The 26,033-nt window shown below is 64.9% G+C and carries 22 protein-coding genes; 10 read left to right on the top strand and 12 right to left on the bottom strand.

Annotation, left to right across the window (positions count from 1 at the left end):
- Positions 1–12: 12 nt before the first annotated feature.
- Positions 13–924: a DMT family transporter gene (locus tag I6F12_RS22755; RefSeq protein ID WP_036014164.1), complete on the bottom strand. Its 912-nt coding sequence runs from the start codon at positions 922–924 to the stop codon at positions 13–15.
- A gap of 108 nt (positions 925–1,032) precedes the next feature.
- Between I6F12_RS22755 and I6F12_RS22750 the strand changes: the two genes are divergently transcribed.
- Positions 1,033–1,896 carry a LysR substrate-binding domain-containing protein gene (locus I6F12_RS22750; protein WP_225127163.1) on the top strand — a complete coding sequence of 288 codons (864 nt, stop codon included), beginning with the start codon at positions 1,033–1,035 and terminating at the stop codon, positions 1,894–1,896.
- A gap of 23 nt (positions 1,897–1,919) precedes the next feature.
- Here I6F12_RS22750 and I6F12_RS22745 read toward each other — a convergent pair whose 3' ends face one another.
- Positions 1,920–2,153: a hypothetical protein gene (locus I6F12_RS22745; protein WP_057027807.1), complete on the bottom strand. Its 234-nt coding sequence runs from the start codon at positions 2,151–2,153 to the stop codon at positions 1,920–1,922.
- A 203-nt stretch (positions 2,154–2,356) separates the two neighbouring features.
- Between I6F12_RS22745 and I6F12_RS22740 the strand changes: the two genes are divergently transcribed.
- Positions 2,357–4,873 carry a glycogen/starch/alpha-glucan phosphorylase gene (locus tag I6F12_RS22740; RefSeq protein WP_225127025.1) on the top strand — a complete coding sequence of 839 codons (2,517 nt, stop codon included), beginning with the start codon at positions 2,357–2,359 and terminating at the stop codon, positions 4,871–4,873.
- Positions 4,874–5,098: 225 nt separating this feature from the next.
- Complete coding sequence (locus I6F12_RS22735) at positions 5,099–5,914, top strand: thioesterase family protein (RefSeq protein WP_225157254.1); 816 nt, start codon at positions 5,099–5,101, stop codon at positions 5,912–5,914.
- A gap of 175 nt (positions 5,915–6,089) precedes the next feature.
- Here I6F12_RS22735 and I6F12_RS22730 read toward each other — a convergent pair whose 3' ends face one another.
- The 3 genes from I6F12_RS22730 to I6F12_RS22720 all read right to left on the bottom strand — a co-directional run bounded on the left by I6F12_RS22730 (position 6,090) and on the right by I6F12_RS22720 (position 11,395).
- Complete coding sequence (locus I6F12_RS22730; RefSeq protein WP_109145474.1) at positions 6,090–7,706, bottom strand: phosphoenolpyruvate carboxykinase; 1,617 nt, start codon at positions 7,704–7,706, stop codon at positions 6,090–6,092.
- 286 nt (positions 7,707–7,992) lie between these two features.
- Complete coding sequence (locus tag I6F12_RS22725; protein ID WP_225157253.1) at positions 7,993–10,581, bottom strand: CHAT domain-containing tetratricopeptide repeat protein; 2,589 nt, start codon at positions 10,579–10,581, stop codon at positions 7,993–7,995.
- Between the two features lie 64 nt (positions 10,582–10,645).
- A complete protein-coding gene (locus tag I6F12_RS22720) occupies positions 10,646–11,395 on the bottom strand; it encodes a DUF2470 domain-containing protein (RefSeq protein ID WP_036026441.1) in 750 nt (249 codons plus the stop codon).
- 241 nt (positions 11,396–11,636) lie between these two features.
- On the opposite strand from I6F12_RS22720, the gene I6F12_RS22715 reads away from it, so the two are divergent.
- The 5 genes from I6F12_RS22715 (at position 11,637) to I6F12_RS22695 (ending at position 15,618) form a co-directional block, all read left to right on the top strand.
- Positions 11,637–12,338 (top strand): response regulator transcription factor, encoded by a 702-nt coding sequence (locus I6F12_RS22715; RefSeq protein ID WP_008542552.1) that lies wholly within the window; start codon positions 11,637–11,639, stop codon positions 12,336–12,338.
- Positions 12,339–12,451: 113 nt separating this feature from the next.
- A complete protein-coding gene (locus tag I6F12_RS22710) occupies positions 12,452–14,248 on the top strand; it encodes a sensor histidine kinase (RefSeq protein WP_275970684.1) in 1,797 nt (598 codons plus the stop codon).
- A complete protein-coding gene (locus tag I6F12_RS22705; protein ID WP_225157252.1) occupies positions 14,245–14,769 on the top strand; it encodes an HPr kinase/phosphatase C-terminal domain-containing protein in 525 nt (174 codons plus the stop codon). The genes I6F12_RS22710 and I6F12_RS22705 overlap by 4 nt, the downstream gene beginning before the upstream one ends.
- 133 nt (positions 14,770–14,902) lie before the next feature.
- Positions 14,903–15,304, top strand: a complete 402-nt coding sequence (locus I6F12_RS22700; RefSeq protein WP_007597752.1) for a PTS sugar transporter subunit IIA — start codon at positions 14,903–14,905, stop codon at positions 15,302–15,304.
- Entirely contained in the window at positions 15,301–15,618 is a 318-nt protein-coding gene (locus tag I6F12_RS22695; RefSeq protein ID WP_036014186.1) for an HPr family phosphocarrier protein, read from the top strand. Before I6F12_RS22700 ends, I6F12_RS22695 begins: the two co-directional genes overlap by 4 nt.
- A gap of 65 nt (positions 15,619–15,683) precedes the next feature.
- On the opposite strand, the gene I6F12_RS22690 is transcribed toward I6F12_RS22695, so the two are convergent.
- Positions 15,684–17,309 carry a glycosyltransferase family 39 protein gene (locus tag I6F12_RS22690; RefSeq protein WP_225157251.1) on the bottom strand — a complete coding sequence of 542 codons (1,626 nt, stop codon included), beginning with the start codon at positions 17,307–17,309 and terminating at the stop codon, positions 15,684–15,686.
- 112 nt (positions 17,310–17,421) lie between these two features.
- Between I6F12_RS22690 and lepA the strand changes: the two genes are divergently transcribed.
- Positions 17,422–19,233, top strand: a complete 1,812-nt coding sequence (lepA, locus tag I6F12_RS22685; protein WP_225147229.1) for a translation elongation factor 4 — start codon at positions 17,422–17,424, stop codon at positions 19,231–19,233.
- A 210-nt stretch (positions 19,234–19,443) separates the two neighbouring features.
- Here the strand turns inward: lepA and I6F12_RS22680 are convergent, their stop codons facing one another.
- From I6F12_RS22680 to I6F12_RS22660, 5 genes are read right to left on the bottom strand one after another with little or no spacing between them, the layout of a single operon-like run.
- The gene (locus tag I6F12_RS22680) at positions 19,444–20,679 is read right to left on the bottom strand and encodes an HlyD family efflux transporter periplasmic adaptor subunit (RefSeq protein ID WP_036026436.1); all 1,236 of its coding nucleotides are present in this window, start codon (positions 20,677–20,679) and stop codon (positions 19,444–19,446) included.
- Between the two features lie 2 nt (positions 20,680–20,681).
- Entirely contained in the window at positions 20,682–23,045 is a 2,364-nt protein-coding gene (locus I6F12_RS22675) for an FtsX-like permease family protein (RefSeq protein WP_036026435.1), read from the bottom strand.
- A gap of 4 nt (positions 23,046–23,049) precedes the next feature.
- A complete protein-coding gene (locus I6F12_RS22670; protein WP_225157250.1) occupies positions 23,050–23,757 on the bottom strand; it encodes an ABC transporter ATP-binding protein in 708 nt (235 codons plus the stop codon).
- A 48-nt stretch (positions 23,758–23,805) separates the two neighbouring features.
- Complete coding sequence (locus tag I6F12_RS22665) at positions 23,806–24,480, bottom strand: isoprenylcysteine carboxylmethyltransferase family protein (protein ID WP_225157249.1); 675 nt, start codon at positions 24,478–24,480, stop codon at positions 23,806–23,808.
- On the bottom strand, positions 24,480–24,734 hold the full coding sequence (locus I6F12_RS22660; RefSeq protein ID WP_036026429.1) for a DUF2933 domain-containing protein: 255 nt from the start codon (positions 24,732–24,734) through the stop codon (positions 24,480–24,482). Before I6F12_RS22660 ends, I6F12_RS22665 begins: the two co-directional genes overlap by 1 nt.
- A gap of 181 nt (positions 24,735–24,915) precedes the next feature.
- Here I6F12_RS22660 and I6F12_RS22655 point away from each other — a divergent pair, with 181 nt between their 5' ends.
- Positions 24,916–25,161, top strand: coding sequence for a hypothetical protein (locus tag I6F12_RS22655; RefSeq protein ID WP_109145480.1), 246 nt, complete (start codon positions 24,916–24,918; stop codon positions 25,159–25,161).
- Between the two features lie 147 nt (positions 25,162–25,308).
- Here the strand turns inward: I6F12_RS22655 and I6F12_RS22650 are convergent, their stop codons facing one another.
- Positions 25,309–25,722: an SRPBCC family protein gene (locus tag I6F12_RS22650; protein WP_109146002.1), complete on the bottom strand. Its 414-nt coding sequence runs from the start codon at positions 25,720–25,722 to the stop codon at positions 25,309–25,311.
- Positions 25,723–26,033: the final 311 nt, after the last annotated feature.

Raw genomic sequence — 26,033 nt, 5'->3', positions numbered from 1 at the left:
CGGGGCCTCCACCTACACCACCGCCTTCGCCGGCCGCGTCACCAGATAGATGCCGAGCGCGACCGGAATGATGCCAAGCAGGTCGCGCGCCTCGATGTGCTCGCCGAGGACGAGGAATGCGAACAGCATGCCGAGCGGCGGCATCAGGAAATGATAGGCGCTGGCGGCGGTGGCGCCACACGTCTTCAAGAGACGAAACCAGAGCCAAGAAGCGATGATCGAGCCGCCGAGCACGAGAAAGGCGAAGGCGCCGATCAGGCTCGGCGTATAGTCGATCGCGTCGACATCGGCGAAGGTGAGCGCGACCGGTGTCAGTACGATGCCGGCCGCGAGGTTCTGCACGCCATTGCCGATCCACAGGGATCCCTTCGGCGCCAGCAGCTTGAACAGGATGGTGCCGGCCACGATCGAAGCGAGCGAGGCCAGCGTGAAAACGATGCCGTGCAGCGAATCGGTGCCGACCGACAGGCGGTGCCAGACGATTGCGGTCACGCCGATGATGCCGAGCAAGAGGCCGCTCGCCTTGCGCCAGGTCATGCCTTCGCCGAGCAGCAGCGCGGCAAGGCCCGCGGTGAACACCGGATTGGCTGACACGATCAGGCCGCCGAGGCCGGCGGAGACCGATTGCAGGCCGGTGTAGCCGAGGCCGAGATAGAGCGCATTGTTGGCGATGCCGAGCAACGCGAAGATCGCGGCATCGCGCCACGACAACGACCAGGCTTCGCCGCGGATCAACGTGGCGCCCAGGATCAAGATACCCGCGAGCGAGAAGCGCGCGGCGAGCAGGATCAGCGGCGGGCAATGGGTGACGCCGATCTTGCCAGCGATGAAGGCGTAGCTCCAGAGCAGGCAGAACAGGCCGATCGCGAGCGGCAATGTGTTGAAGCGGCTGCGGGGGGCGGGAAGCGAGCTGGCGAGCGACATGAGGGGCATTCTCGGATGTTTTTTCTGCCCTCGATCTAGGGAGGCCGCTTGCCATTTGGAAATTAAATGATTAACTCGCGCCCAGTGGATTTCTTAATGGAGGCGGCCGTGCTCGATCTCGAGCTGCTGCGCAGCTTTGTCTCGGTGGTCGAGGCCGGCGGCTTCACCCGCGCCGGCGAGCGCGTCCACCGCACGCAATCGACCGTGAGTCAGCAGATCAAGCGGCTGGAGGAGGATGTCGGTCAGGTGCTGCTGCACCGCGACGGCAAGGACGTGCGCCCGACCGAGGCCGGCGAGCGGCTGCTGTCCTATGCGCGGCGATTGCTCTCGCTGGCCGAGGAGGCGCGCGACGTGCTGCGCCAGCCTGATAGCGATGGCGCGATCCGGCTCGGCATCCCCGAGGACTTTGCCGCGTACCGGCTGGCAAAACTGCTGGGCGCGTTCTCGCGCTCGCATCCGGGATTGCGGCTGGACGTGCGCGCCGACCAGAGCAAGCATCTCGCCCGCGATCTCCAACGCGGCGAGCTCGACCTTGCGCTCTACAAGCGCGAGGCTGGCGCGAAGGACGCGATCGCGGTGTGGCCGGAGCGGGTGCACTGGGTCACCAGCAAGAGCCACCCGGTCGACGTCAACGTGCCGTCGGTGCCGCTGATCGGCTTTCCGCTCGGCTGCATCTACCGCGCCGGCGCCATCCACGCGCTGGAAACGGCCGGCCGCGCTTGGCACACCGCCTACACCTCATCGAGCCTCGCCGGCATTCAGGCCGCGGTCGCCGCCGGCATGGGCCTCAGCATCCTGTCGGAGATGGCGATCCAGACCGACCACCGCGTGCTGACGGCGAAGGACGGCTTTGCGCCGATCAACAAGACCGAGGTTGCACTGATGGCTTCGCCGGATGCGAGCCCGGCGACGCTGCGGCTTGCGGACCGTCTCGCGGAGTTTTGCGATACGGTGCAGAGCAAGGCGGCTTGAGCTCACCAAACCTCCTACGGCTCTCAATTCGCTGCGGATATCAGCTTGTCGCCACACGCGCTTGCGTAAAACTTGCCGCCGCATTGGCGCTTGATCGCAGCGCAGCGGGCTGCGGGCGACGCCTTCTGCGGCGCTGTGAAGCCGCAGCTGAGGCCATCGGCGCTGCGACCGGTCGTGCCGGCGGCAAACGCCGCACTGGTGGCGCTGATGCAGACGACGAGCAGGGCCGCAGTGGCGATTTCGATCAGCAGTCTCACGGTCCGCTTCTCCACACTGATGGCTGAATCTTTCGTAATCTAGCACCGAATCTGGGTTTCTCCGTGCTCCTCCGGGTTCCCAATTCGGCCCATTCCTTGCATAAATTTGCGCCAGCGCAGTGCACGACCTCGCGGGCGACAGTTCCGGTGCAAGGGCAGGACGCGTAGAGTTAAGAGTTGTTTCGACCTAGGAAGTAACGGCTTTGCAGGATTCATCGTTCCAGCCCAGTTATCCGGCCCCCGGGCAGCCCATCGACGAACTCGCGCTGGCCGAGATCAAGGGCGCAATCCTGGCGAAGCTGCGCCTTGCCATCGGCAAGGACGCTGGCATGGCGACCAGGCACGATTGGTACCAGGCCGCGGCGCTCGCGCTGCGCGACCGCATCGTGCATCGCTGGCTCACGGCCGAGAAGCACAGCTACGACGCCGGCCGCAAGCGGGTTTACTATCTCTCGCTCGAATTCCTGATCGGCCGGCTCTTCACCGACGCGCTCAACAACATGGGCCTGCTCAAGATCTTCGAGGTCGCGCTCGGCGATCTCGGCGTCTCGCTGCCGGAGCTGCGCAAATGCGAGCCGGATGCGGCGCTCGGCAATGGCGGCCTCGGCCGGCTCGCCGCCTGCTTCATGGAGAGCATGGCGACGCTGTCGATCCCCGCGATCGGCTACGGCATCCGCTACGATTACGGCCTGTTCCGTCAGATCATCAATCAGGGCTGGCAGCAGGAATATCCTGACGAATGGCTGAGCTTCGGCAACCCCTGGGAATTGCAGCGACCCGAGGTGATCTACGACGTCAATTTCGGCGGCGGCGTCGAGCATGTCGACGACAAGGGCCGCGACCGCTCGATCTGGCATCCTGCTGAAACCGTGCAGGCAATCGCCTATGACACGCCAATCGTCGGCTGGCGCGGCCAGCACGTCAACGCGCTGCGGCTGTGGTCGGCGCGCTCGCCCGATCCGCTCAAGTTAGATGCCTTCAACAAAGGCGATTACGTCAGCGCCAGCGCCGAGCAGGCGCGCGCGGAGGCGATCTGCAAGTTCCTCTATCCGAACGACGAGAGCCCGGCGGGCCGCGAGCTGCGGCTGCGCCAGGAATATTTCTTCGTCTCCGCCTCGCTCCAGGACCTGGTGAAGCGGCATCTCGCCTCCGACGGCCAGCTGCGCAACCTCGCCGGCAAGGTCGCGGTGCAGCTCAACGACACCCATCCGAGCCTTGCCGTCACCGAGCTGATGCGCATCCTCGTCGACCTCCACAATTTCCGCTGGGACGAGGCCTGGAAGATCACGGTCGCCACCCTCTCCTACACCAACCACACGCTGCTGCCGGAGGCGCTGGAGACCTGGCCGGTCGAGCTGTTCGAGCGGCTGCTGCCGCGGCATTTGGAGATCATCTACCGCATCAACGTGCAGCATCTGGCGCTCGCCGAAGCGCGCTGCCCGGGCGACATCGACTTCCGCGCCTCGGTGTCGCTGATCGACGAGAAGAGCGGCCGCCGCGTGCGCATGGGCCAACTCGCCTTCGTCGGCTCGCATCGCATCAACGGGGTCTCGGCGATGCATTCGGACCTGATGCGCGAGACCGTGTTCCACGACCTCAACCATCTCTATCCCGGACGGATCACCAACAAGACCAACGGCATCACCTTCCGACGCTGGCTGATGCTGGCGAACCCGAAGCTGACGGATTTGTTGCGCGAGAGCTGCGGCGATGCCGTGCTCGACGATCCGACCCAGCTCTCGCTGATCGAGGCGCGCGCCAGCGACGTCGAGTTCCAGAAGAAGTTCCGCAGCGTCAAACACCACAACAAGGCCCAGCTCGCCCGCCTGATCGGCGAACGGCTCGGCATCAGGGTCGACCCGGGCGCATTGTTCGACGTGCAGATCAAGCGCATCCACGAATACAAGCGCCAGTTGCTCAATGTCATCGAAACGGTCGCGCTGTACCAGGCCATCAAGGACGAGCCCAACGGCAATTGGGTGCCGCGGGTGAAGATCTTCGCCGGCAAGGCGGCCGCGAGCTATCGCTACGCCAAGCTGATCATCAAGCTGATCAACGACGTCGCCGAAATCGTCAATAACGATCCCGCGATCGGCGGCAAGCTCAAGGTCGTGTTCCTGCCCGACTACAATGTCAGCCTCGCGGAGGTGATCATTCCCGCCGCCGATCTGTCCGAGCAGATATCCACCGCCGGCATGGAAGCCTCCGGCACCGGCAACATGAAGCTGGCGCTGAACGGGGCCATCACCATCGGCACGCTCGACGGCGCCAATATCGAGATCCGCGACCATGTCGGCGCGGAGAATATCGCGATCTTCGGCATGGAAGCCGGCGACGTGATGATCCGCCGCAAGCAGGGGTTGGATGCTTCCGACGTGATCCGCCGGTCGCCGAAGCTGCAGCGTGCCATCAACGCGATCGGCGCAGGCGAGTTCTCGCCCGGCGACCCCGGCCGTTTCGAATCCATCGCGCACGCGCTGCGTTATCTCGACCATTACATGGTGAGCGCCGATTTCGATTCCTACTACGAGGCGCAGCGCGCGGTCGATGCGCGCTGGCAGGTGGCGCCGGCCTGGACCCGCGCCTCGATCCTCAATGTCGCGCGCATGGCCTGGTTCTCCTCGGACCGCACCATCCGCGAATATGCCGAGGAGATCTGGAACGTGCCGGTCAATCCGACCACGCCGCTGCTGCCGAACCTGCGCGACGCCGCAGGCTGATTTTTCCGCGGCGTGGAAGCGGCCTTACTTGCGAGGTTATTGCATCCTTCGCGAGGGACGATGATATGATCGTCATCATTCCCTAAGCGGCGTTGTGACACGACGCCGCAACTTCAACCGCCGTCATTGCGAGCGCAGCGAAGCAATCCAGAATCTTTCCGCGGAGACAGTCTGGATTCTTCGCTGCGCTCGCAAGGACGGCTGTGGAGGCATCGAGGACCAACAATGCACGCCAAGCTCCCGCACCCCTTCGACGAGGCCACGCGCGTCACCGCCGGTGACTCGAGCTGGCAGGGGCACACCAGCGACGATTACTGGGCCTTCGTCGGCCCGTTCGGCGGCGCTACGGCTGCGACGATCCTGCGGGCGCTGATTGAGCATCCGCAAGCCGCCGGCGATCCGCTCGCCGTCACCGTCAATTATTGCGCGCCGATCGCCAAGGGACCATTCGATCTGGACGTGCGACTGGTGAAGGCCAACCGCTCCAGCCAGCACTGGAGCGTCGAGCTCAGCCAGGGCGGCGGCGAGGTCGCAACGCTCGCCACCGCGGTGTTCGCCGAGCGGCGCCCATCCTGGGAGCACCGGGTGGCACAATATCCAGATGCCAAGCCGTTCGAGGAGACGCTGCCGTTCCCAAAAATCTCGGCATCTTGGGCCAACCAGTACGAATTTCGCTTCGTCGAGGGCGAGATGCGGATCGGCCCGCCGCAGGCCGAGCCCGCCAGCACCTATTCGAAGATCTGGATCAGCGACCGCACGCCGCGCAAGCTCGACATGCTGTCGCTGATGTCGATGTCAGACGCCTTCTTCGGCCGCATCTTCCATGCCCGGCGCCAGCTGGTGCCGTTCGGCACGGTGTCGCTGACGACCTATTTCCACACCGACGCCAAGGAGCTCGCGGCTGAGGACATCACGCGCGTGCTGGCGACGGCCGATTCGAAGATCATGCACAAGAGCTACGCCGACCAGAACGCCGAGCTGTGGTCGCCGAACGGCCGGCTGCTCGCGACCACGACGCAGATCGCGTATTTCAAGGCGTAGCTGCTTCCGCGAACTCGTCATTGCGAGCGCAGCGAAGCAATCCAGAGATCTTTCCGCGGAGGCGGTCTGGATTGCTTCGTCGCAAGGGCTCCTCGCAATGACGGTGGAGGGATCTCGCCACAAGCAAAAAGGGCGGCCGCGAGGCCGCCCTCTTCGCATCCAAGACCGAGCGACCTTACTCCGCGGCCAGCTTCACGTCCGGGGCAGCCGCGCGCACCTCGGCGTCCACCTGTGCTTCGAACTTGGCAAAATTCTTCTGGAACATGCCGACCAGGGCGCGGGCGGTCTTGTCGAACTCGTCCTTGTCCTTCCAGGTGTTGACCGGGTTGAGGATCTCGGCCGGCACCCCCGGCAGCGCGGTCGGGACCGCAAAGCCGAAATACTTGTCGGTGCGGAATTCGACGTTGCGAAGCGAGCCGTCGAGCGCGGCGGTGAGCAGCGCGCGCGTCACCTTGATCGGCATGCGCGAGCCGACACCATACTTGCCGCCGGTCCACCCGGTGTTGACCAGCCAGCAATCGACATTGTGCTGGGCGATGAGGTCGCGCAGCATGTTGCCGTAGACGGATGGATCGAGCGGCAGGAAGGGCGAGCCGAAGCAGGTCGAGAATTCCGGCTGCGGCTCGTTGCCGAGGCCGCGCTCGGTGCCGGCGACCTTGGCGGTGTAGCCGGACAGGAAGTGATACATCGCCTGCGCCGGCGAGAGCTTGGCGATCGGCGGCAGCACGCCGAAGGCGTCGGCGGCCAGCATCACCACGTTCTTCGGCTGCGGCGCGCGGCCGGTGCGCGAGGCGTTCGGGATGAAGTCGAGCGGATAGGCCGAACGCGTGTTCTCGGTCTTGGAGCCGTCGTCGAAATCGACGACGCGGGTGTCCTCATCGAGCACGCAGTTCTCGAGCACCGCGCCGAAGCGGGTCGAGGCGGCATAGATCTCAGGTTCGGCTTCCTGCGACAGCTTGATGCACTTGGCGTAGCAGCCGCCTTCGAAATTGAAGACGCCGTTCGGGCCCCAGCCGTGCTCGTCGTCGCCGATCAGGGTGCGGTTGGGATCGGCCGACAGCGTCGTCTTGCCGGTGCCCGACAGGCCGAAGAAGATCGCGGTGTCGCCCTTGGCGCCGACATTTGCCGAGCAGTGCATCGGCATCACACCGCGCTCGGGCAGATAATAATTCAGGGTCGTGAAGACCGACTTCTTCATCTCGCCGGCATAATAAGACCCGCCGATCAGGACGATCTTGCGGGCGAAATCGATCGCGACCACGTTCTCCGAGCGGCAGCCATGGCGTTTAGGATCGGCGCGGAAGCTCGGCATGTCGATGATGGTGAGCTCCGGCACGAAGGTCGGCAGCTCGATCGCCTCGGGGCGGATCAGCAGCGTGCGGATGAACAGCGAGTGCCAGGCGAGCTCGGTGAAGACGCGCGTCTTGATCCGGTAGGCCGGGTCGGCGCCGCCATAGAGGTCCTGCGCGAACAGGCGCTTGCCTTCGGCGTGCTTGAGGAAGTCCTGGTAGAGCGTCTCGAATTGCTCTGCGGTGATCGACTGGTTGCCGGCCCACCACATCTTCTTGTCGGTGGTGGCGTCGCGCACCGTGAACTTGTCCTTCGGGCTGCGCCCGGTGAACTCGCCGGTGTCGGCGCAGAGCGCGCCGTCGGCGGAGAGCACCGCCTCACCCGCTGCCAGCGAGTATTGATAGAGTTGTGGCGCACCCAGATTCCAGTGAACCTGCTTGAGATTCTTTAAGCCGAATTTGTCGGCGCCGAAGGCACCGTTGCGCACGCCCGTCTCTTGCACGAAAAATCCCTCCTAGAACCCGCGACATCAAGCGCGGCCAAGTTTGGCGCCGTCGCGATCACCGTGAATATGGGCCGTTCGGCCTCGGCTGAACGACCTAATAATGATGAACGCAGGCGTTGCCAAGCTGATCCCGCAGGATTTGGTTTATTCAAGGACCGCGCCAAACGCCGCGCATGTCAGCTCTGTAAGGCCGCATCGAGAAAGTGCGGATGATCGCGCAACCAAATGCACATCTGCGCGTTATGTCCGGTTATTGCGACGCACAATCACTGCGTCAACACCCCTATCTTACCTCGCCCTCTCCGATCAACGCGAACGGTCCCCACATCGCGGGATAAGCGTTGCGCGGCGACGAGGCGTCGTCGAGATAGGTTAACATCGCGCGGCGCAAGGCTTCGGCGCGGCCGAGCTTTGGCTCGTTCTTCAGCAGCTCGAACGTCGACGTTGTCAAGCGGGTCGCAGCCTCCGAATCCACGGCCCAATGCGACACCAGGAGCGCGCGAGCACCTGCGTAGAAGAACGAGCGCGCCAATCCCGACAACGCCTCGGCACCGGGCTTGTCGCCCGCGATGGTGTTGCAGGCAGACAGCACAACCCAATCGGCATTGAGCTTGAGCTGGGCCACTTCGCTCGCGGTGAGAAGACCATCGTCGAGCTCCGTCGGCTGGTCGGGGATGGAGAGCGCCAGCGAGGGCTCCCCCAATCCCTTGACATCGCCGGCGACGAGGCCGTGGGTGGCAAAGTAGATGATGCCGTATTGGGCAAGCGCTGCACGCTTGAGCGTCGTTTCGCTGGCGTCGCGGCCGAGATGGATGTCAGCCTCGGCAGCGCCGACGTCCCTCGCCACCGCGTTCAATTCGTCGGCGGTATCGGGCAGCTGCGGCAGCGCCTGGGCCAGCCGCGCACGATCCACGCCTGCGCCGCGCCAGAAGTCGGCATAGGCGATCGTCGCGATGCTGCGTGCGGCGACCTTGCCGTTCGCGGCACGCCGGTCGGCAGGCCCTTCGGCTGCAGGGTTGAACACGGGATCGCCGAAACCGGTCATCGGCTTGACGCTTTGATCCCTGCGGGCAAAAGCGCGCAGCGATTTCAGGCTGATCACCGACGGCAGGACCGAAACGGCCTGACGCCGCAGCAGCCAGGCAGCACTGCGATAGCCCTCGAGCCGGTCCGGGATCGCAGCCTGTGGCTTCTCTGTGACCAGCAGATGAAACGGCAATGCGGTCAATGCCGCCGACGGCACGACCAGCAGGTTGCGCTTGTCCTTGGTCAGCGCCTCAACCGGGCCGAGCAGCGCGACATAGAGCTCGTTGGCAAGACCGAGGTCGAACAATCCCGATTTGCCGGATGCATCGCGCGCCTTGCCGACATCGAGCCCCCTGCGGAAGGCCGTGACCTTCTGTGCGACCGCGTCCGCTCCGAGCGGAATCTCCTTCCAGTCGACGCTCTCGCGCGTGATCGCGACGACATAGCTCCGCCTGTCGACGACGGAATAGACCACCATCGCCTCGTCGGACGCCAGCAGCGGCTGGATGTCCTTGACGGTCAGCGGCAGCGGGTTGGATAGCGAGGAATAGTCGGGAAACTCGACGGCGAGCGTCTTCTGCAATCCATTGCGCGCGCCCGCGATCGCCGCGATCCGCACGCGGCTGCGCTGCTCGGCCGCGACGTCGCGCTGCGCCGATGGCTTCGACACCGCAGCGATGATCGCCTTGTCGAGCGCTTCGGACTCGGCCGCGAGATCCTGATCCTTGCGCACGAGCTCGGCGAGCCGGTCGCTGCCGGCGGCGAGCCGCACCGCGAGCTTGTTCACGGCAGAAGCGGCAGAGGATTGCGTGCCGCGCTGGATCGCAGCGAGCGCATCGTCGAGCGCCTTCTCGCTCGCCAGCAGCGATTGCTGCCGTGCCGCGAACAGGATCGGCAGCACGACGCGCAGCTGCGCACGATTGGCCGCGAGCGTCTTCTGCGCCAACGGCAAGGCATCCGCCGTCCGCCCCGTCGCCTGCAGAAATTCGGCAAGATTGCTCGTCGAAGTCGCAACATCAGGGTGATCCGGCCCGAGCGCGCGTTCGCGGATCGCCAGCGCGCGACGATACAGCGGCTCGGCATCGGCAAAACGCTGCTGGTGCTGGTAGAGCCCGGCGAGATTATTGAGCGAGCGCGCGACGTCGGGGTGTTCAGGCCCCAGCACCTTTTCGCGGATCGCGAGCGAGCGCTTGATCGGCGCTTCGGCACCGGCGTCGCGATTGAGGTCGCGCTCGACCTGTCCGATGTTGTTCAGGACCGTGGCGACCGCGGGATGCTCGGGACCGGCAGCCTTCTGATAGATCGCGAGCGCACGGCGGAACAGTGGCTCGGCATCGGCCGGACGCTGCTGCTTGGCGTAGAGCGTGGCGATATTGTTGAGGGATTGACCGATGTCGGGATGCTCGCGCGGCAGCGCCTTCTCGCGCACGGCAAGTGCACGCTTGAACAGCGGCTCGGCCTCTGCGAAGCGACCCTGCCGCTGATAGAGCGCGGCAAGATTGGTCAGCTCGGCCGCAACCAGGGCGTTGTCGGAGCCGAGCGATTTTTCCATGAGTGCGATCGCGCGCTTGTAGAGCGGCTCAGCCAGATCGTCCCGTCCCTGACCGGCATGGACCTGGCCGAGATTGTTCAACGCGCCCGAGAGATCGCGGCCGTTGTCCTTCTCCAGGCTGGCGACCATCGCCTGCGCCAACGGCAGCGCTTCCGAATATTTTCCGGCACCGATGAGCGCGGTGAGCCGCGCGCTCTCGGCGGCGAGACCTTTCTGCGCAAGGGCTGGCGTGGCGAGCAAGGTGGTGATGGCGAGCGCGAGAGCCGCCGTCCATGCCAAACGTTGACGCGTCATGACCCCTCTCGCTGCGAGCCCGAAAACCATCACGGTCATGGGTCGCGGCGATCGGTAGCCGCGTTCAAGCGGTTGCGCCCTGGTCCACCTTCGTGCGCGCTTCGCCAGCGAGACGGACCAGCATCTTGCGAAGCGCCGTGCCATCCGTCACCCGCTCCGGGAAGTCCAGCCGCAGCGTTGCCTGGCCGACCTGCATGTCGAGGCCTTCAGGATCACAGCCGGTACAGCGCCAGTCGCCCTCGGTGGCGCCGAGCAGCTTCGTGGCATAAAGATTGAGGGCGTCGCGATGGTCGGCGTTCATGTGCTCGACGGCGCCCTCCTCCGCCGCCAGCAGGTCCTCGGCGCCGGTGAGGTCCGTCAGGAATTGCTCCGGCTTGAGGTCGACGATCCGGCCAAAGCCGGCGACCAGATGTGTTCCCGTGGGCCGGATCCGGAAGAAGGAGAAATCCTTAAAAGAAACAAAGCCTTCTGCCGAGGGATGAGCACTCAGATACCGTCGCTGGAGCAGATCCTTGTTGGAATCGGCCTCCTCGGCCCGGCCGGACAGCATGATCCGGGCGCCTTCCAGGGGATCGCCGGCCGCGCGCTCGTCCAGCATCAGCGAGACCCTGGAGTCCGCGAGGACGTTCTTGGTGTGCACGGCGAGGCGCGAGATCAGCAGGATCGGCGAGCCGTCGGGATGGCTGGCCAGATTGACCAGGGAACAATAGGGATCGCCGTTGCCGACCATCAGCGTCGCCAGAGCCCCCTGCCGGGACCGCCTCAGCAGCGATTTGGCGAGCTTTGCGGGGTCGAAATTGGGGGTCGGTTGCATTGGCTTTCTCGGCTCAGGTGGTTGCAAGGAGGGCCTTTTTTCGGGTAAACGGGGGCCCGGTTATGGGTCGAGATGCGGCGAATCTGCCGTGTTTCGTGGAACTTGGTCACACTTCAGCCCAGCTTGCATTGCTCGGTGACAAGGTTCGAACGCCACTTCGGCACCCATGTATGCGGCGCATCACTGATTGCTCGCCGTTTCAAGCCACGACCCAAACGGAAAGCAGAAAGCAGAGAGGCTCATGCCCACAATCGCTTTGGTCGACGACGACCGCAACATTCTCACATCCGTCTCGATCGCGCTGGAAGCCGAAGGCTACCGTATCATGACCTACACCGACGGCGCTTCCGCGCTCGACGGTTTCCGCACCACCCAGCCCGATCTCGCCATCCTCGACATCAAGATGCCGCGCATGGACGGCATGGAGACGCTGCGCCGTCTCAGGCAAAAGTCCGACCTGCCGGTGATCTTCCTCACCTCCAAGGACGAGGAGATCGACGAGCTGTTCGGCCTCAAGATGGGCGCCGACGACTTCATCCGCAAACCGTTCTCGCAGCGTCTGCTGGTCGAGCGCGTCAAGGCGGTGCTGCGGCGCTCGGCGCCGAAGGATCCGACCGTTGCGCCGAAGGAGAACGACGCCAAGGCGCTCGACCGCGGTCTGCTGCGCATGGACCCCGAGCGCCATACCTGCACCTGGAAGAACGAGCCGGTGACGCTCACCGTGACCGAATTCCTCATCCTGCAGGCGCTCGCGACCCGGCCCGGCGTGGTGAAGAGCCGCAACGCGCTGATGGACGCCGCCTATGACGACCAGGTCTATGTCGACGACCGCACCATCGACAGCCACATCAAGCGGCTGCGCAAGAAGTTCAAGGTGGTCGACAACGAGTTCGAGATGATCGAGACGCTCTACGGCGTCGGCTACCGTTTCAAGGAAGCCTGAGGGCGCCTCCTCCACGGCGATCGAGAGCATCTCCGGTTCTCGTTCCATGGGGACGAGGATCGCTCTAGGATGCGGGGACCTTCGCACGGGCCGTCCTAACGCGGGCGTAAGCATTGCTTGACCGAACGCAGCCTGACCCTAACCAGAGCGCCGGGGATATCGCATCCGCCGGCGTTCAGGAGCACGTTGCCGACAACAAGCCGCAGGGCTTCCGGCCGCTGAACTGGTTGAAACGCGCCGGGCAGTTCTTCTTCGCGCTGTCCTTCTCGAGCCTGACCCGCCGCATCGTCTCGCTCAACCTCGCCGGCCTCGTCGCGCTTGTGGCGAGCATCCTGTACCTGTCGCAATTCCGTGCCGGCCTGATCGACGCCCGCGCCCAGAGCCTGCTGGTGCAGGCCGAGATCATCGCCGGCGCGATCGCGGCCTCTGCCACGGTGCAGACCAACGCCATCACCATCGATCCCGACCGGCTGCTCGACCTCAAGCCGGGCGAGACCTATGGCGGCTCGGACGAGTATTCGCCGCTGGACTTCCCGATCAATCCGGAGCGCGTCGCGCCGGTGCTGCGCACCTTGATCTCGCCAACCAAGACGCGCGCCCGCATCTACGATCCGAACGGCAGCCTGCTGCTCGACAGCCGCAACCTGGAAAACGTGCTGCGCTTTCCGCTGCCGCCGCCGGCCGAGCAACCCGGCATCATCGAGCGCGGCAAGGTCGCGGTGCGGACCTGGCTGAACCGCGGCGACCTGCCGCTCTATCGCGAGCTCGGGCCCGAGAACGGCAATGGCTATGCCGAAGTGGGCGACGCCCTCCAGGGCCAGAAACGCTCGATGGTGCGGGTCAACGCACGCGGCGAGGTGATCGTCTCGGTCGCGGTCCCCGTGCTGCGCTCGCGCGCGATCCACGGCGCCTTGATGCTGTCGACGCAAGGCGACGACATCGACCAGATGGTCACCGCCGAGCGCCTCGCCATCCTGAAGGTCGGCGGCGTCGCCGCCGCCGTCATGATCATGCTGTCACTGCTGCTGGCGAGCACGATCGCAGGTCCGGTGCGCCGGCTCGCCGACAGCGCCGAACGCGTCCGCCGCCGCATCAAGGCCCGCATCGAGATTCCCGATTTCACCCGCCGCCGCGACGAGATCGGCCACCTCTCCGGCGCGCTGCGCGACATGACCAGCGCGCTCTACAGCCGCATCGAGGCGATCGAGATGTTCGCCGCCGACGTTGCCCATGAATTGAAGAACCCGCTGACCTCGCTGCGTTCGGCGGTCGAGACGCTGCCGCTGGCGCGCAACGAGAACAGCCGCGCCCGCCTGCTCGAGGTGATCGAGCACGACGTCAAGCGGCTCGACCGGCTGATCTCCGACATCTCCGACGCCAGCCGCCTCGATGCCGAGCTGCAGCGCCAGGATGCGATCCCGGTCGATTTGCGCCGGCTGCTGACGACGCTGGTGTCCGTCGCCAACGAAACCAAGCTCGGCCACGACGTCGCGGTCGAAACGCGCTTCGAGGGCCGCAGCCCGACCGACACCTTCGCCGTGAGCGGCCACGATTCCCGGCTCGGACAGGTCGTCTCCAACCTGCTCTCCAACGCGCAATCCTTCTCCGAACGCGGCAGCAAGGTGCGCCTCAGCTGCCGCCGCGTTCGCTCCGAGATCGAGATCGTGGTCGACGACGACGGCCCCGGCATTCGCGAGGACGCGCTGGAGCGCATCTTCGAGCGCTTCTACACCGACCGCCCGCATCAGGGCTTTGGCCAGAACTCCGGCCTCGGCCTGTCGATCTCCAAGCAGATCGTCGACGCCCATGGCGGACGGATCTGGGCAGAGAACCGCCCTGGCCCGCCGGACGCCGACGGCACTCCGACAATTGCCGGTGCGCGCTTCGTGGTGAGGCTGCCGGCGCTATGAACGAAGGCGGGCCCAGCGTTCACGCCTCTGCCGTCAAGGTCGGGCCTTACGCCGTGCTGATCCGCGGGCCCTCGGGGTCCGGCAAATCGCGGCTTGCCTTCGATCTGATCATGGCGGGGCGCTCAGGCGTCGTGGAAAGGGCCGTTCTGGTCGGTGACGACCGTGTCCATCTGGCGACACTCGGCCACGAAATTGAGGTCCGCCCCGCGCCTCGCCTGGCGGGCCTGATCGAGATCCGGGGCCTCGGAATCCGCCGCTGCGACTTCGTGGAGCATGCGACCGTCGGTCTCGTGGTCGATCTGGCCGCAGCCGACGCGGAGCGCCTGCCGCGGGCCGAAGCCCTGAAAACCAGCATTTTTGGTGTCGAAATACCGCGGATCCCTGTGCCCCGCGACTATTCGCCCCTTCCCCTGGTTGTTGCGGCCTTGACCACTACCAGGAGTTCATCTTCCGTTAACCCATCAGGCGATTGTTTGAAGGGAAATGGTAACCATATGAACCCCACTATCGCGACCGAATAGACCGGCGCAGCTCCCCTCATCCATCCGTCTAGATTCAGGGAGATACGCAACATCCCCTCTTGCGCGGGGGCTCTGGATGGTCAAAGTGGCGCGTTCGTGCGGTGCACCAAAAGCGCCCGCGAGGAGTTTTCCGATGATTGGTCTAGTACTTGTGACCCACGGGCGCCTTGCCGACGAATTCAAGGCAGCGCTTGAGCATGTCATGGGCCCACAAAAGCAAATCGAAGCGATCACGATCGGCGCCGAAGATGATTCCGATCTCTGCCGAAGCGACATCATCGAGGCGGTCAACCGCGTCGATTCCGGCGACGGCGTTGCGATCCTCACCGACATGTTCGGCGGCACGCCGTCGAACCTGGCAATATCCTGCATGAGCCGGCCCAAGGTCGAAGTGCTCGCGGGCATCAACCTGCCCATGCTGGTCAAGCTTGCCAAGGTGCGCGAGGAGCGACCGCTGCCCGACGCGATCGCGATGGCGCAGGAAGCTGGCCGCAAATACGTCACCATCGCCAGCCGGGTGCTCGCCGGCAAATGAGCGAGGAGGCGCCACAAGCCGCGACCGGCGTGCCCGCGGGCGCGATCTCCAAGGATCTCCTGATCATCAACAAGCGCGGCCTGCACGCCCGCGCCTCGGCGAAATTCGTCCAGGCGGTCGAGCGCTTCGATGCGCAGGTGTGGGTGACACGCGGCGGCGAGACCGTCGGCGGCACCTCGATCATGGGCTTGATGATGCTCGCCGCGGGTCCCGGCACGACGATCACGGTGGCGGCGGCAGGGACCGACGCCGAAGCCGCGCTCGCGGCGATCACGGAGCTCGTTGAAAGCAAGTTCAACGAGGAAGGGGTTTAGGCCCTTCTCTCACCACGCGGCCAGGTGCGCTCCCTCGCCCCGTACTTGCGGGAGAGGTGAAGAAATCACTTCCCCGGCGGCGCGAAGTAGATGTTCCAGCTCATCGACGGGCCGGCCTTGCCGTTGGTGAAGCGGCGCGTTGTCATCACGATGCGCTCGGCGTTGGGCGCAACCTCCGACACCCATTTCTCGAACGCGGGCAGGCGGCCGTCGGTCGGATCGAACACGCCGATGAAGCCGTACTTCCTGGCGTCGTCGCGCGAGGTCAGTCCGGAATCCCAGGCCTCCAACGGTAGCAGCGCGGACGGATGATCCGGGCTGTAGAACACCAGCGGCTGGATCTGCTCCATCGTGCCGGCAACGACGGCCCAGCGCGAGCCGAAGCGGGTGTGCCAGGCCTGGGTCAATTCGCGCGCGAGCTCCGAGCGCGCGCCATAGATCTGGGCATTGCCGGCATTGGCCGCCATCTCGCGCGCGGCGATCCAGGGCGAAGCGGCGAGCGTCGCGGCGCTGAGCACGAGCCAGATCGCGGCGATGTTGAACAGCGCGGCTCTCTGCACGCGCAGCGTCGGGATCGCGACCAGTGCGAGCGGCACCAGGAAGAACAGCGAGATGCCCCAATCCGTCTTCATGTAGATGCTGAAGGCGAGCGCCCCGAGCGGCGGGCCGACTGCGACGATGACCTGGACGATCCAGACATTCAGCGCCTGCGAGACATTGACTCCTGCATTGGCGCCACGCGCCCAGGCGCGCGTGACGATGCGCGACGGCGTAGCCAGCAGCAATCTGCCCCATGGCGGCACCAGCGCCATGGCCAGCGCCGCGAGCGCCACCGGCAATGCCAGCAGCGCGAAGTTGTGCAGCACATAGCCCGCGACGAGCTGATGCACCTGGGCCTTGTCCTGAAGGCTGTAGGTGTCGCCGGCATAGGTCAGCGGCACGAAATGCGCATCCGCCAGCCAGACGAGGTGCGGGATCATCGCCGCGACCATCGTGGCAATCGCGACCCACGGCGCGGGCGACGACAGGAAGCGCAACCGGTCGGGATGGATCAGCGCGGCGAGGCCGATCGCGCCGATCATGGTCAGCACCCAATATTTGGTCATCAGCGCCAGCGCGCCGGCAAGCCCGAGCAGGATTCCGGATTGCCAGCTCCGCTTCTCGAAGGCGTTGAGATAAGCCAGCACGAGGAGCGGCAGCGTGACGAGCTGCAAGAGGTCCGGGTTGTACTTGAAGCCCTTGAAATTGAAGATCGGGTAGAGCGCGATCATCACCACGACCAGGAACGCGCGGCGCGCATCCACCGCGCGCAAGGCGATCAGCCAGCAGATCACCATGCCGACGCTCACCGTCGTCATCGCCAGCGCATAGGTCGCCCAGTCCGCCGCCGGGAGCGCCTTGAACCAGAGGCCGGCCACCCAGCCCGACAACGGCGGGTGCTTGCCATAGCCCCAGAGGAATTTCTGGCCCCAGCCCCAGGCTTCTGCGACGTCCATATGAACGTCCTGCGCCGCCTTCAGATTGATCAGGATGAAGGTCCAGAGCACCGCATGCAGGATGGCAAATTGGATCAGCAGCCACAGGCGCGCCTCGGGGCGGACCGCACAGGCAACCAGGAAGGCCCGGAAGCGGTTGTAACTCAAGCGGGTCTTTGCCCGCGCTCCGGCAGTGGGAAGAGAGGTCGTGGACATGGCCGTGCGTAGCGCGTTTTGGCCCGTCATGGAATCAGCTTGGCGTGAACAAAGGCCCTGAAAATACAGCAATATGGTTGCCGCACGGGGATGTGAGTGGTATCCCGCGCCCATGACGACCGTCCCCATTTCCAACATCCGCAATTTCTCCATCGTCGCCCATATCGACCATGGCAAATCGACGCTGGCCGACCGCCTGATCCAGATGACCGGCGGCCTCTCCGACCGCGAAATGGCGGGGAAGGAGCAGGTGCTCGATTCCATGGACATCGAGCGCGAGCGCGGCATCACGATCAAGGCGCAGACGGTGCGCCTCGCCTACCGCGCCAAGGACGGCAAGGACTACATCTTCAACCTGATGGACACGCCCGGCCATGTCGACTTCGCTTACGAGGTCTCGCGGTCGCTGGCGGCCTGCGAGGGTTCCCTGCTCGTGGTCGATGCCAGCCAGGGCGTCGAGGCGCAGACGCTCGCCAACGTCTACCAGGCGCTCGACAACAATCACGAGATCGTCCCGGTCCTGAACAAGGTCGACCTGCCCGCGGCGGAGCCCGAGAAGGTCAAGCAGCAGATCGAGGACGTCATCGGCATCGACGCCTCCGACGCGGTGATGATCTCGGCCAAGACCGGCCTCGGCATCCCCGACGTGCTGGAAGCCATCGTCAACCGCCTGCCGCCGCCGAGGGGCGATCGCGACGCCACGCTGAAGGCGCTCTTGGTCGACAGCTGGTACGACGTCTATCTCGGCGTCGTCGTGCTGGTGCGCATCGTCGATGGCACGATGAAGAAGGGCCAGCGCGTGCGCATGATGGGCACGGGCGCGGCCTATGACGTCGAGCGCGTCGGCTTCTTCACGCCGAAGATGCAGCAGGTCGAGGAGCTCGGCCCCGGCGAGATCGGCTTCATCACCGCCGCGATCAAGGAAGTCGCCGACACCCGCGTCGGCGACACCATCACCGACGACAGGAAGCCGGTCGCCGAGATGCTGCCGGGCTTCAAGCCGGCGATCCCGGTGGTGTTCTGCGGCCTGTTCCCGGTCGACGCCGACGATTTTGAGACGCTGCGCGCCGCGATGGGCAAGCTGCGCCTCAACGACGCCAGCTTCTCGTTCGAGATGGAGACGTCGGCCGCGCTCGGCTTCGGATTCCGCTGCGGCTTCCTCGGGCTGCTGCACCTCGAGATCATCCAGGAGCGGCTGTCGCGCGAATTCGATCTCAACCTGATCGCGACCGCGCCGAGCGTCATCTACAAGATGAAGCTCACCGACGGCCAGGAGATCGAGATCCACAATCCCGTCGACATGCCCGACGTGGTCAAGATCGCCGAGATCGACGAGCCCTGGATCGAGGCGACGATCCTCACGCCCGACGAATATCTCGGCAGCGTCTTGAAGCTGTGCCAGGACCGCCGCGGCGCGCAGAAGGAGCTCACTTACGTCGGCTCCCGCGCCATGGTGAAGTACGACCTGCCGCTCAACGAGGTCGTGTTCGACTTCTACGACCGCCTCAAATCGGTCTCCAAGGGCTACGCCTCGTTCGACTATCACCTCACCGACTACAAGCCGGCCGATCTCGTCAAGATGCAGATCCTGGTCAATGCCGAGCCGGTCGATGCGCTCTCGATGCTGGTCCACCGTACCCGCGCGGAGGGGCGCGGCCGTGCCATGGTCGAGAAGATGAAGGAGCTGATCCCGCCGCATATGTTCCAGATCCCGATCCAGGCGGCGATCGGCGGCAAGGTGATCGCGCGCGAGACGGTGCGCGCGCTGCGCAAGGACGTCACCGCGAAATGCTACGGCGGCGACATCACGCGTAAGCGCAAGCTTCTGGAGAAGCAGAAGGAAGGCAAGAAGAAGATGCGGCAGTTCGGCAAGGTCGACATCCCGCAGGAAGCTTTTATTGCCGCGCTGAAGGTCGACAGCTGAGGCGAGGCTCGGGACGGGCCAGCCGGGTCGCCGGGGCCGGCAAACAGGCGCTCTCCCGACGGCAAACAAAAAAGTGCGAAAACAACCCCATGCACAGTAGCCGCCCTCTTGGCGGCATTGTGCTTTTTCGATTTTACGAAGTCGGTTTGACCCGTCGGGCAAAACAGGGGTATGGTGGCATCATCGAACGCTTGCCTCTCAGCCGTGTATCTATTCCTCGCCCCTCTTCGCGATCCTGATGCCCTCGATGATCCGGTCGCTCGGGTGCAACACGACGCGATCACCTGCAGCTAGTCCGGAGAGAACTTCGGCCACGCGGTTATTCCGGTGGCCGATGCGGACCGGGACGGTTCTTGCACGGCCGTTCTCGTCGGCGAAAACCGCCCATTGGTCGCCTTTTCGGAACAAAGCGCTCACCGGCACGGTCAGCGACTCGGTCGCGCTCCATGTCGTCACGTGAACGATAACACGATAGTCGTGCCCGAGCGTGCCCCACTTCTCGGGCGGGTCGGTGAAATCGATGGTCACGCGGACCCGCTGCTCCTCGGTGCCGAGTGCGGAGACTTTCAGGAAACCGGCCGGGTCGACCCGGACCACCTTTCCCGCGATGGGCTGACCGCCCCAGCCATCGATCCGGACCGGCGCGCCGACCTTGATCTGGACCGCGTCAGTCGAGAGCAGGTCGGCCACGACCTCGAGATCGAACGGGTCGCCGATATCAACCAGCGGCGTCCCGGGCAGAACCGTCGTCTCGCTGTCCTGGATGATCTTCAATACCCGTCCGCTTGTCGGCGCCAGCACACGGATGCAGCAGGTCGGCTCCGCGGGAGGGATAGCGCTTGCCGGGTCCATCAGCCGGGCCGCCAGGCTGGTCCGCACTGCGCGGCGCATCTCGACCTGGGCCTTGGCACCTCTCAGGGCGGCCTCGTTGGTGGCGACCTCGAATTTCGCCTTGTCGTAGGCCTGGGCCGAGGTGGATTGCGTCCGCAACAGCGTCTGCACCCGCTGGAACTCGGTCCGCGAAAAATCCAGCGCGGCTTCGATCCGCTGCACTTCAGCTTCCTGCTGCTGGATCGCGGCGTCTGCGGCCAGGACCTCCGCCTGCAGCTGATCGCGCGATCGCGCATCGATGAAGCCGGGCAGCGTCGGTTGCATCAGGGCGACGGTCTGGTTAGCGACGACGTCGTCGCCGACATGGAGCGAAGGCCCCTGCTCGCCGAGCGGATGCGAGATTCTCAAGACCTTGCCCGCGATCGGCGCCGACACCGTGTAGACGTGGCGCACGCGGGTCTTGCCGTCGTCGTCCGCCGTGACCTCGATCGGCCCCTTCGCGACGGTCGCGAGATCGACCAGAACCGGTCGGGGCCAGGCGAACCAAGCGAGCCCTGCGAGGATCGCAGCAGCGAGCGCGGCGCCGATGATGCGTTTGGTCCAGTTGGCGGGCATGGCTAATCTCGCGTCTTGAGGACCGCAACAAGGTCCAATCTGTCGATGCGTTCTCGGATCACGGCGGCGGAAACGATGGCGGCCAGCACCACGACGGACGTGGCGATCACGTAAGTCGAGTGCTCGACGACGAGGCGGACGCGCATCAACTCGCCGGCAAGGTTCGTTTTCATTACCCAGGCGAGGCCGTAGCCCATCAGCCAACCGGGCGGTTGGGCGATCAGGGTGAGGATGGCGAGCTCAAGCAGCAGGATGCGCAGCACCTCGCCGCGCGTGAAGCCGAGCACGCGCAGGCTGGCCAGTTCGCGCGCCCGTTCGGACAGCGAAATGCGCGCATTGTTGTAGACGACGCCGAACGCGATCACGCCGGCAAGGCCCGTGTAGATACTCGCCATCGTGGTGACGAGCAGCGCGACGGTCTTGCGGAAGTTCGCCAGCGAAACGCGCTGCAGCGCCACGCCGCCGACCGTCGGTATGGACTTCACCGCCGTGTAGAAGTCCTCCGTCCGGTTCTCGTCGAGGCTGAGATTGACGCTAGTGACGACGGGCGCCTCGCGCATCAGCTTGTGCAACGCCTCGATCTCCATCATGCCCCTAATCCCGAAGTAGTCCTCGACGGTCGCGACGACCGGCACCGTCACGGATCGCCTGGCGCCCTCCAACAGATCGACCTCGACGCTATCGCCTGGTCCGACGCCGAGGATATGCGCGAGCATGCCGGAGATGGCGAGGCCCGTCTCCGGCAGGATGACCGGCCGAAGCTCGACGTCGATGATGCGCCTGAGGTGGGCAGCAGCCGGTCGGCCGCTGATGACGATGCGCCGTTCGACGTTGCCGTGGCGGATCCGGACCGGCACCTCGCGGAACGGCTCGGCGGCGAGAACGCCCGGAAGCCGGCTCACCTGCTCCACGACATTTGCGATCCGCTTCTCGGCAAAGCCGATGGTTGCGTCCTGCCGGTCGGCGAGGAAGTAGGTCACATCGGTCAGATGCTCCATGCTGTCCCGCGTGAACAGCGAGACGACTAGGATCGCGGTGGCCAGCGCCATGCCGAGCGCCGTGAAGAAGGCCCGTACCGGATGCCGGGCGATGTTGCGGATCATCATCAGCGTCGGCTGCGACACGATCCGGTCGAGCTGGATGCGCGCCGAAAGCAGCCGGCGATAGACCGGCGGAGCCGGCGCCTGCATGGCGACGGCCGGGGGCAGCTTCACCACCTCGCGCAACGCACGGAATGCGCCGATCGCCGCAGCCGCCGCGCTAAGCGCACCTGCCGTGAGATAAACGTCCGGTGCCTTCGCGAACACCAGGAAAGGAAAGTGGAAGAAGTCGCCGAACAGCGCGGTGACGTGCAAACCGAGCCAGGTGCCCACGATGCCGCCCAACACGATGCCGACCACGACGATGAAGGCAACGAACTTGAAATAGTGCAGCACGATGCTGCCGTCTGAATAACCCAGCGCCTTCAGCAGGCCGATCTGCTCGCGCTCGAGCGCGACCAGCCGGGTCAAGGTGAGATTGACGAGGAAGGCCGCGACCAGCAGGAAGATCGGCGGCAGCGTGCGGCTCATGTTGTTGAGCATGTCGAGTTCATGATCGAGCCAGGCGTGCGAGGTCTGGTCCTTGCGGCCATGCGCCGCCTGCCCGCCATAAGGATCGAGCAGGGCGTCCAGTCGCCGGACCACATCGCGCTCGGAGGCGCCGGGCTGCAGCTTGACCGCGACCGCCGAGAAGGCGCCGTCGAGATCGTAGGCAGCGCTAAGCACCTTCTCCGACATCCAGACGATGGCATAGCGGCGATCGTCCGGCATCAGGTCGCCCGGTCCGACCGTGTAAACGAACTCGGGCGACAGCGCGATGCCGACGATGACGAGCTCGCGCTTCCTGCCGTTGAGGATGGCGGAGAACCGCGCCCCCTCGACGAAACCGTGCGCCCGAGCGAACGGCTCGTTGACGACGACCTCTTCAGTCCGTCCCGGCGCCGGGAACCGCCCGGAGCGCATGTAGAGCCGGTTGAGATGCTGCTCACCCGTGTCGGCCAGCGAAACGAACTGCGCGCTGGCGGGCGCGGAGAAACCGGGAATGTCGAGTAGCGCCGGCTTGGCGATACGGGTGTCGATGGCGGCGACTCCTGGGATCTCGCCGATCCTGTCGGTGAGCGCCTTCGGTGCCCGCTTCGCCTGCGCGAACACATCGGCAAAGCCGTAACGCTCGTAATAAGCGATCCGGGTCTCCTCCAGCGATCGGTGCGAGCCCACCGCGAGCACCAGCGTCGCAACCCCGCCGCCGACGACCAGCGCGACCGCGAGCACCTGCGCCCAGAGCCGTCTGACGTCACGAAGCAGCTTGATGTCTAGCACCTTCATGTCGTCACCAGGTGAGCTCGGCGGCCTCCCGCCGGGCCTCGTTGGTCCGGATGCGGGAGATGCGACCGTCGGCGAAGAACAGCACTCGGTCGGCGACCTCCTGGATGCTGGCGTTGTGGGTGATGATGACTGTAGTGGTCCCGAGCTGCCGGTTGACGCCAAGCAGCGCCTCGATGACGCGGATGCCGGTCTTCGAATCCAACGCCCCGGTCGGCTCGTCGCAGAGCAGCACCGCCGGCCGCTTCGCGATCGCGCGGGCGATGGCGACGCGCTGCTGCTCGCCGCCGGAGAGCTGGGCGGGAAAGTGATGCATCCTCGCTTCGAGTCCGACCAGCGCGAGGGCGTCGGCCGGCCGCATCGGATTCTTGGCGACTTCGGTGACCAGCGCGACGTTTTCGTAGGCCGTGAGGCTGGGCACCAGATTGTAGAACTGGAAGACGAAGCCGACGTGATCGCGGCGGTACTTCGTGAGTTCGTGGTCCTCCAGGTCCGTTAGGTCCAGATCGCGGAAGAACAGCCGGCCGCTGGTCGGACGGTCGAGGCCGCCCATGATGTTGAGCAACGTCGTCTTGCCGCTGCCGGAGGGGCCGAGCAGCACGACCACTTCCTTCTCGGGAATGTCGAGGTCGACCTCGTTGAGGGCATGCACCATCACTTCGCCGGAGATATAGATCTTAGTCAGCGCCTTTGCGGTGAAGACGGGAACGCTCATTGACGTCCTTTAAAGCTAGCGCCGTTTGCAGGCATCTCCTGGCGAAGGTCAGCCGTGACGATAGCCGCCAGAAGAGCTATGACCGGATCGCCGGTTGAGATGGGGAATGAAGGCCGGCACCTGCGCGGCATACCGGGCATAGGCCTCGCCGAACTCGCTCCGGGCCTCACGCTCCTCGTCCCTGGCGAGCTTCACGTACATGACGGTCAACACCGGAAACATCGCCAAGGTCAGAATCGTCGGCCATTGCAACAGGAAGCCGAACATCACCAGCACGAAGCCGACATATTGCGGATGCCGGACGTAGCTGTAAGGACCGGTGGTGGCGAGGCTCCGGGTCTGCTGCGCCTCGTACAGCGTCCTCCAGGCGAGGGAGATCAGGATGAACCCGGCGCCGATGAAGATGAAGCTGACGACATGGAACGGCCCCGTGTGGGGATTGGTCTTCCAGCCGAACATCATCTCGAGCAGATGACCGGCGTCGTGCGAGAACCAGTCGACGTTCGGGTAGCGCGACTGCAGCCAACCCGACAGGAAATAGATGGTGAGCGGAAAACCGTACATCTGCGCGAACAGCGCCACCAGGAACGCGCTGAAGGCGCCGAAGGAGCGCCAGTCGCGCGAGGTCTGCGGCTTGAAGAAGCTGTAGGAAAACAGGATGAACACCGCCGAGTTGACGGTGACGAGGCTCCAGAGGCCGTAAGCAGGCGGAATGTCGTGCATCACGCGCTCCTCGAATCATTTGGCCGGCCGCCACCGTGACGGTGACCATGGCCGCCATGCATGAAGAAATGCATCAGCGGACAGGCAAGGAGCGGCAGCCAGACCAGGAGCCCCAGCACGTGAGCCCTGTGCTCGCTGAACAGCAGCACGCCGGCGATGGCCAGGAATCCGATCAGGACCAGGCCAGCCTTGGCTCTCATGGACATGCCCGCGGCATGCCGCTGTCGATAAGCGGAATGATCCTGCACCGGCATGGGCGCGCTCCTCTCGATCCCCGCAGCATAGGAGCACCGCCGCCATCGCTTTTGACGCAGATCAAAGGCTCGCGGGAGCTGAGCGCGCGAGACAATTAGCAACCGATCGTACCTTGAGATTCGTCAAGACCGACGTTGCGCCGATGCGTATCGTGGACCTTCGCAACCTGGAGGACCGAACATGACCACCAAGACGCTTCTCGCCACAATCGGCATTGTTTCCCTGCTGGCCGTACCCGCCACGGCTCAATCCACCGACAAGGAAAAGAACGGCCATCACTACAGCGGCGGACCCAAGACAGAAGTTCCGCACCACATGGGCAAGAAAGAAAAGACCGGCACCTCTGCCAACGCTCAATCAGGCGGTCATCACTACACGGGCGGCCCCGGCACGTCGTCGCCTCATCACATGGGCAACAAGAAATAGTTCGATCTTAGCGGCACGCGAAGGCAAGAAGAAGATGCGGCAATTCGGCAAGGTCGACATGCCGCAGGAAGCTTCATGGCCGCGCTGAAGCATGGCACCTGCATCGCAGCGTGTGCGATGCAGGCATCCACGTTCGCTGCTAATCGATCACGATTTCCTCTTTGCCTCGACGTATCGCGCAAAATTGTCGAGGATCGCCTGCCAGCCGCCCTGCTGCTGTTCGACCGAGTGCGTGGTTTCGGCGTCGAAGACGACACGGACGACAACACTCTTCGGGCCGGGCACGAACTCGACCTCGGCCTTTCGATCGCCGAACGCGTATTCGATCCGCTTGTGCTCGACGATCTTGGTGTAGGTGCCGGCGAAGTCGAAGCCGATGCTGCCGTCCTTGGCCTCCATCCGCGACGAGAAGGCGCCGCCGTCCCGCAGGTCGACCGTCGCACTGGTCGTATGCCAGTCGTCGGACGCGGCATTCCACTTCACGATGTCGGCTGGCGTCGTATAGGCACGCCAGACCTGATCGATCGGGGCGGCTACGCTGGTTTCGACGGTGATCCTCATGGGCATTGCTCCAGTTGCGACTTTGACGCTCGAGTTGACGGAATCTCGCCAGCGTGCCGGGTCCATTTCCTGCACGACCGGGACGTGTCGACCCGAGGACGATCGAGACCGGCCCATGCCGACATGGTTCGGCGTCAATGTGCCAAAAAAAGTTGGAGAAGTTGTGGTGTGGGCAAGCGAAGTGTGCCTGCGCGCACGCCTCGTCCTTCGAGACGACGCTGACGCGTCTCCTCAGGATGAGGCTCATTGGGCGTCGGTGCCTGTTGAAACTGCTGCCGCGGACTCCGCCCTCATCCTGAGGAGCCTGCTCA

The organism is Bradyrhizobium sp. IC4059 (genome assembly GCF_020193615.1).
In the GTDB taxonomy this organism is placed as follows: domain Bacteria; phylum Pseudomonadota; class Alphaproteobacteria; order Rhizobiales; family Xanthobacteraceae; genus Bradyrhizobium; species Bradyrhizobium yuanmingense.
This window is presented reverse-complemented; position numbering and strand designations above follow the sequence as displayed.

Bases quoted from the DNA above. Each gene is read 5' to 3' on its own strand.
- I6F12_RS22650 (WP_109146002.1), bottom strand. From the start codon at position 25,722: ATGAGGATCACCGTCGAAACCAGCGTAGCCGCCCCGATCGATCAGGTC.
- lepA (WP_225147229.1), top strand. From the start codon at position 17,422: ATGACGACCGTCCCCATTTCCAACATCCGCAATTTCTCCATCGTCGCC.
- I6F12_RS22720 (WP_036026441.1), bottom strand. From the start codon at position 11,395: ATGCAACCGACCCCCAATTTCGACCCCGCAAAGCTCGCCAAATCGCTG.
- I6F12_RS22700 (WP_007597752.1), top strand. From the start codon at position 14,903: ATGATTGGTCTAGTACTTGTGACCCACGGGCGCCTTGCCGACGAATTC.
- I6F12_RS22670 (WP_225157250.1), bottom strand. From the start codon at position 23,757: ATGAGCGTTCCCGTCTTCACCGCAAAGGCGCTGACTAAGATCTATATC.
- I6F12_RS22655 (WP_109145480.1), top strand. From the start codon at position 24,916: ATGACCACCAAGACGCTTCTCGCCACAATCGGCATTGTTTCCCTGCTG.
- I6F12_RS22725 (WP_225157253.1), bottom strand. From the start codon at position 10,581: ATGACGCGTCAACGTTTGGCATGGACGGCGGCTCTCGCGCTCGCCATC.
- I6F12_RS22660 (WP_036026429.1), bottom strand. From the start codon at position 24,734: ATGCCGGTGCAGGATCATTCCGCTTATCGACAGCGGCATGCCGCGGGC.
- I6F12_RS22715 (WP_008542552.1), top strand. From the start codon at position 11,637: ATGCCCACAATCGCTTTGGTCGACGACGACCGCAACATTCTCACATCC.
- I6F12_RS22755 (WP_036014164.1), bottom strand. From the start codon at position 924: ATGTCGCTCGCCAGCTCGCTTCCCGCCCCCCGCAGCCGCTTCAACACA.
- I6F12_RS22705 (WP_225157252.1), top strand. From the start codon at position 14,245: ATGAACGAAGGCGGGCCCAGCGTTCACGCCTCTGCCGTCAAGGTCGGG.
- I6F12_RS22665 (WP_225157249.1), bottom strand. From the start codon at position 24,480: ATGCACGACATTCCGCCTGCTTACGGCCTCTGGAGCCTCGTCACCGTC.
- I6F12_RS22675 (WP_036026435.1), bottom strand. From the start codon at position 23,045: ATGAAGGTGCTAGACATCAAGCTGCTTCGTGACGTCAGACGGCTCTGG.
- I6F12_RS22690 (WP_225157251.1), bottom strand. From the start codon at position 17,309: ATGTCCACGACCTCTCTTCCCACTGCCGGAGCGCGGGCAAAGACCCGC.
- I6F12_RS22695 (WP_036014186.1), top strand. From the start codon at position 15,301: ATGAGCGAGGAGGCGCCACAAGCCGCGACCGGCGTGCCCGCGGGCGCG.
- I6F12_RS22680 (WP_036026436.1), bottom strand. From the start codon at position 20,679: ATGCCCGCCAACTGGACCAAACGCATCATCGGCGCCGCGCTCGCTGCT.
- I6F12_RS22735 (WP_225157254.1), top strand. From the start codon at position 5,099: ATGCACGCCAAGCTCCCGCACCCCTTCGACGAGGCCACGCGCGTCACC.